At 64.5% G+C, this 5,014-nt stretch carries 5 protein-coding genes and 1 pseudogene; 1 reads left to right on the forward strand and 5 read right to left on the reverse strand.

What is annotated here, in order from left to right; all coding sequences use genetic code 11:
• Positions 1-162: pseudogene (locus tag ACYP01_RS25245) on the reverse strand (acyltransferase); the annotation flags it as partial.
• A gap of 137 nt (positions 163-299) precedes the next feature.
• Between ACYP01_RS25245 and ACYP01_RS25250 the strand changes: the two are divergent.
• Positions 300-1,607: an outer membrane protein assembly factor BamB family protein gene (locus ACYP01_RS25250; protein WP_459682996.1), complete on the forward strand. Its 1,308-nt coding sequence runs from the start codon at positions 300-302 to the stop codon at positions 1,605-1,607.
• A 1-nt stretch (position 1,608) separates the two neighbouring features.
• Here the strand turns inward: ACYP01_RS25250 and ACYP01_RS25255 are convergent, their stop codons facing one another.
• The 4 genes from ACYP01_RS25255 to ACYP01_RS25270 form a co-directional block, all read right to left on the reverse strand.
• Positions 1,609-2,766: a THUMP-like domain-containing protein gene (locus tag ACYP01_RS25255; protein ID WP_208689637.1), complete on the reverse strand. Its 1,158-nt coding sequence runs from the start codon at positions 2,764-2,766 to the stop codon at positions 1,609-1,611.
• A 1-nt stretch (position 2,767) separates the two neighbouring features.
• Positions 2,768-3,784, reverse strand: a complete 1,017-nt coding sequence (locus ACYP01_RS25260; protein ID WP_003944733.1) for a class I SAM-dependent methyltransferase — start codon at positions 3,782-3,784, stop codon at positions 2,768-2,770.
• Positions 3,785-3,837: 53 nt separating this feature from the next.
• Positions 3,838-4,617 (reverse strand): enoyl-CoA hydratase/isomerase family protein, encoded by a 780-nt coding sequence (locus ACYP01_RS25265; RefSeq protein ID WP_459682999.1) that lies wholly within the window; start codon positions 4,615-4,617, stop codon positions 3,838-3,840.
• 10 nt (positions 4,618-4,627) lie between these two features.
• The coding region (locus ACYP01_RS25270) for an NUDIX hydrolase (RefSeq protein WP_459683001.1) at positions 4,628-5,014 on the reverse strand (387 nt) is incomplete at its 5' end.

Raw genomic sequence — 5,014 nt, forward strand, 5'->3', positions numbered from 1 at the left:
CTTGGCCAGACGGTAGTACCGCACCAGATACCAGGGTGTGTACGCCTTGTTCGCCAGAACCCATTTGAGGGAATCGACCGTCAAGAACTTGGCCTGATCGCTGTCGCCTCGGCGTGATCCCCGCCATCGAGTGCGCAACGGTGCGCCCCACATGCTCGTCATGAGTGTTCAGCCTACGTGGGGCCGACTCACCGACCCTCGGGGTGTGCCCCGTCACGTTGCCCCGGTCGGGATAGTCTCTGGTCCGGGCTTGTGCAGTTACCGAGGGCTCTTGATCAAGTGAAGGCAGGGAGATTGTGATGCGGCGGGTCCTACGGTCGTCCGTGATGGTGTCGACGGCGATCGCTGCGGCCCTGATCGCCGGTTGCGGCAGCGACGACGGACGGGTGGACCGGTACGCGTCGGCGGGTTGGCCGGCCATGCATGCCGACGCCCGCAACAGCGACACGAGCCCGGTCACCGGATCACGCGATGTCGAGTTCGCATGGTCACGCCCTCTCGGCGGTCCGGTTGCCGCGTACGCCTCGGTGGCCGCGAACGGCCAGAGCTTCGTCACCGCCCGCACCGAGAACGGCTGCAATCTCTTCTCCTTCCAGATGGATACGGGTCGCAAGAAGTGGTGCACTCGACTCAACGACGGAGTAGTCGCGTCCACACCCATCGTCGACACGGCCACCAATGTCTACGTCGGCGAGAGCGGCGCGATGATGTCCTACACCGAGACTGGTCAATTGCGTTGGCGCACGCTCGTTGTGGGCACTCCTCTCTCGTCACAGTTCACCGGCGACGGAAACCTGTTGTTCATCACCCAATTGGGTCAGATCAACGTGCTCAACCCGCAGACCGGCGCAAAAGTGGTTCCGTCGTTCGACCTGATCCCGCCGCCGTCGATCGACCAGGGCGCGAATGCAGAACTCATTCCCGACAACAAGGGTTTGAACGAGTGCTTCCTCGGCACGTCCGGCTGCCCGGTGGCCAATACCCCGGCAGTGGACCTGGGCACCGGCAAGTTCTACTTCACCTTCTACGGACCCAGTTCTCAGGCAGCCGATCTGGTCGCCATGAAGTACACGGGCGGCGACAATCCGTCCATCACCCGCGAGTGGTCCACCGACGCGCTTCCCGGTGGAACGGCGTCGAGCCCGGACCTGTCGAAGGACGGCAAGACCGTCTACGCCACCGACAACAACGGATCTCTCTGGGCAGTGAACGCTGAAACCGGTGACACCAGGTGGAGTTACGACATCGGCTTCAACTCGGCCGGTAGTGCCTCGACGTCCGACGACGGTTTGATCATTCCCGCCGGCGGCGACAAGGGCCACCTCCTTGCCGTGCGCGACGAGGGAGATCACGCCGAACTGGCCTGGGAACGTAAAGACCTTCTGCAACTGGGCGTTCCGGCGCAGACCGCCGGCGACACCGGATACACCGTCGTCCGCGAGGGTGAGAACGGACTGAGCCTGATCACCTTCGACACCGAAACCGGTGAGACGGTGGATCAGGACACGTTGCCGGGAGCAGTCGGCTTCACCGTCGGCACCTCGATCGGCCCCAAGGGCGAAGTGTTGACGCCCAGCGCAATCGGTGAGCTGTTCGTCTTCAAGTGAGCTAGCGGGATGCCTCACAGATGAAGGCCGACGCCGATCGCCCGATCCGTACGATCACGACGCTCAGCGCAAGCGAGCCCTTGAGCTTGAGCCGTGGACGCAGCACTGCCGGGTCCACGTCGACTCCTCGCACCAGGATTTCGGCCACACCGCAGTCCCGCTTGGACAGTGTCTGTTTGAGCAGTTTCTCGGAGTACTTGATCTGCTCGAGGATCCGGAATCCGCGAACTCCCTCAGGGACGCTGTCACCGGTCAGATAAGCGATGCGTGGATCGAGCTGCCAGAGGCCGTGTCTGGCCGCGTAGTGGCGCACGAGGCCCGCGCGTACCACCGCTCCGTCCGGGTCGATGATCCACTCCCCCGGCGCTTGCTCCGGAATCACGTCGTCCTCGGCGTCGGTGATCGCCCATCCGCTCCCGTCGGAGCGAAGGACCGAAGCTCGGCGCGTGACGCCGGACTCGGCCAGTCCCGTCGACCACAGGCAGGCTTCCTTGACGCCGCCGTCGAGTGAGACGACCTCGACTTCCCCGTCCCAGCCGAGATTGTCGAAATCGAGTCCCGGAGCGCACTTCACCGCGAGATCACGGCCGGAGTACGCTTCGATGAGGTCCGGCAACGGTGGCATCAACGCTGCCGGATCGTGAGTGCGGCGACCGCCCGATCGCCGTGCGGGGTCTGCCAGTACGACGGTGTCGCGTGTCGTCGGGCGGAGCGCGTCGGCCCGCAGCAACGCTGCGCTCGGCACATTGCGCTGTGCCATCGCCAGGCGAACGGAATCGATGTCGCTGCCGATCACGCGATGCGCAACTCCGGTCAAGGCATGCAGTTCGGCGCCGATGGAGCACGTCACGTCGTGGACGTCGCGCCCGATCAGACGCTGCGCGCGGTGGGCCGCGACAACGCCGGGAGTGGCTTGTTGCATCGCGTCGTCCGTGAACAACCATTGCTCACTGCCCGGCAGTTTGGCGGCGGCTTTACGTCGAAGCAGGACGGTGTCCACGAGCGCAGGCATGTGATCACGGAAACGCGTACGCGCCCGGCCGATGTCGGCCAGACGCGTACGCGTGGACAGTTCGAGCTGATCCACCTCGGCCAAGGCAGCTACGCCGGAATCACTTCCGAGATAGTCGACGTCGCCGAGGGTGAAGTCATAACCCAATTCAGTTGCCGGGCTTCACGCCGGTGATCATGACGTTGTAGAAGAATCCGCGAGGAACGACGTGGCGGAGCACCTTCTCGTCGACCCAGCTGAGTGTCTTCCAACCACCGAAAGCGAAACGCCCCCAGCCCCAACCGAGCTTCTCCGGCGGAACAGCCGCTTCGAAGGTACGGACAGGCCAGCCGAGAAGCGCCGCGGCGAATTCCTCGGTGGCAGCGTGGACCTGATCGGCGCCCGCAGACTTCGCCATGTTCTCGAGGTCGGTGGGGTCGAACGTGTGGATGTCGACGACAGCTTCGAGAGCTGCTGCACGAGAAGACTCGTCGAGTTCCTCTTGCGGACGACGCCAGTCTGCGAGGAACGGCAGCTTGGTCACGCGTGTGGTTGCTTCCCACGTCGCGCGGCCGAGCCAGCGGGCGTAGAAGTTGCCGACAGTGGTGGGCTCACCGGCGAAGACGAAACGTCCACCGGGCTTGAGGACACGAAGGACCTCACGCAGCGACTTCTCGACGTCCGGAATGTGGTGCAGCACGGCGTGGCCGACCACCAGGTCGAAGGTGTTGTCCTCGTACGGAATGGTCTCGGCATCGGCAACACGGCCGTCGACCGGAAGGCCGAGGCTTTCGGCATTGCGCAGTGCGACCTTGACCATGCCGGGCGAGAGGTCGGTGACCGAACCGGTCTTGGCGACTCCACCCTGCATCAGGTTCAGGAGGAAGAATCCGGTGCCGCAACCGAGTTCGAGCGCGCGCTCGTACGGGAGCGGCTGATCGCCCGCGACGGCGTCGAAACGACCACGTGCGTAGTCGATGCAGCGCTCGTCGTACGAGATGGACCACTTGTCGTCGTAGGTTTCGGCTTCCCAGTCGTGGTAGAGCACCTGGGCGAGCTTGGTGTCCTTACGAGCGGCCTCGACCTCTTCGGCCGTGGCGTGCGGCCGCGGCGCGGGGTCGACTACCGAGGTGTCGGTAGCGGCGGGCGGCGTGACGGTTGCGTCGTCATTCGGGCTGGCTGTCATGGCGGCTATCCTACTCGCTGGTAAGAGATGAACAAGTTCTAGTTTAGGGGAGCCTACTCGCCCGTGAACTCGGCCTTGCCCGGACCGTTCGCGATGAACGACTCCATGCCGATCGCCTGATCCTTGGTCGCGAACAATCCGGCGAACAGATGCTGCTCGATCTTGAGCCCGGATTCCAGGTCGGTGTTCAGACCCTCGTCGATGGCTGCCTTGGCAGCAGCCAACGCACGTGACGCTCCCCCGACGAACTGCGAGGCCCATGTCCGGGCCGCGGTGTACACGTCGTCGGGAGCGACGACCTCGTCGACCAAACCGATGGCCAACGCCTCGTCAGCCCCGACGAAACGGCCGGTGAAGACCAGATCCTTGGCCTTGGCCGGACCGATCAGACGAGCCAGACGCTGCGTTCCGCCGCCACCGGGAATGATTCCGAGCAGAATCTCCGGAACTCCGAGCTTGGCGTTGTCTCCGACGATCCGGCGATCGGCCGAGAGTGCAACTTCGAGTCCACCACCGAGTGCGTATCCGGTGATCGCGGCAACGGTCGGCTTCGGGACGGACGCCACGGCGCCGAGCCCGGCCTGCATGCCACCGATCGCGTCACGGATCTGGCCGTAATCCATCTCGGCCATTTCCTTGACGTCGGCACCGGCTGCGAAGACTTTCTCGCCGCCGTAGACGATGACGGCCTTGACTGCCTTGTCGACGGTCGCAGCGTGTGCGGCAGCAGCCAACTCGTCCTGAACCTGACGGTTCAGAGCGTTCATGGGCGGACGCGCCAGACGGATGGTGCCGATGCCTTCGGAAACCTCGAGAGTCACAAATTCAGCCATGGTCGAGAGGTTACTTTGCCGCCTTGACCGACCACGGATGCGGCCCGGCGACGTAGTAACCGTCCTGGTTCGGGAACTCGACGCGCAGCGTTTCCTCGTCGGTGATCAACGTAGGCAGGATGACGGGAATCACCGGCTCGGCTGCGAGTATCTCCGCCACCGAACTGAACTTGGCCAATTCGGTCAGCTGACTCCACGTCGGCGGCAACAGGATGCTGCCACCCTCCCGCCAGTGCGCCAGCGCGTCCTGCGGGCTCTGCCAACGAACCTCGGCGGCCTCGGAGGTGACGCCGTCCGCGATCTGTCCGGTCGGTGACGCTGCGACGAAGAAGCGCGTGTCGTAGCGGCGGGTCTCGCCCACCGGCGTGATCCAGTTCGCCCACGGCCGCAGCAGATC

Source organism: Rhodococcus sp. no. 34, assembly GCF_054589475.1.

Coding starts and splice junctions, on each gene's coding strand:
- ACYP01_RS25250 (WP_459682996.1), top strand. CDS start 300: ATGCGGCGGGTCCTACGGTCGTCCGTGATGGTGTCGACGGCGATCGCT.
- ACYP01_RS25260 (WP_003944733.1), bottom strand. CDS start 3,784: ATGACAGCCAGCCCGAATGACGACGCAACCGTCACGCCGCCCGCCGCT.
- ACYP01_RS25265 (WP_459682999.1), bottom strand. CDS start 4,617: ATGGCTGAATTTGTGACTCTCGAGGTTTCCGAAGGCATCGGCACCATC.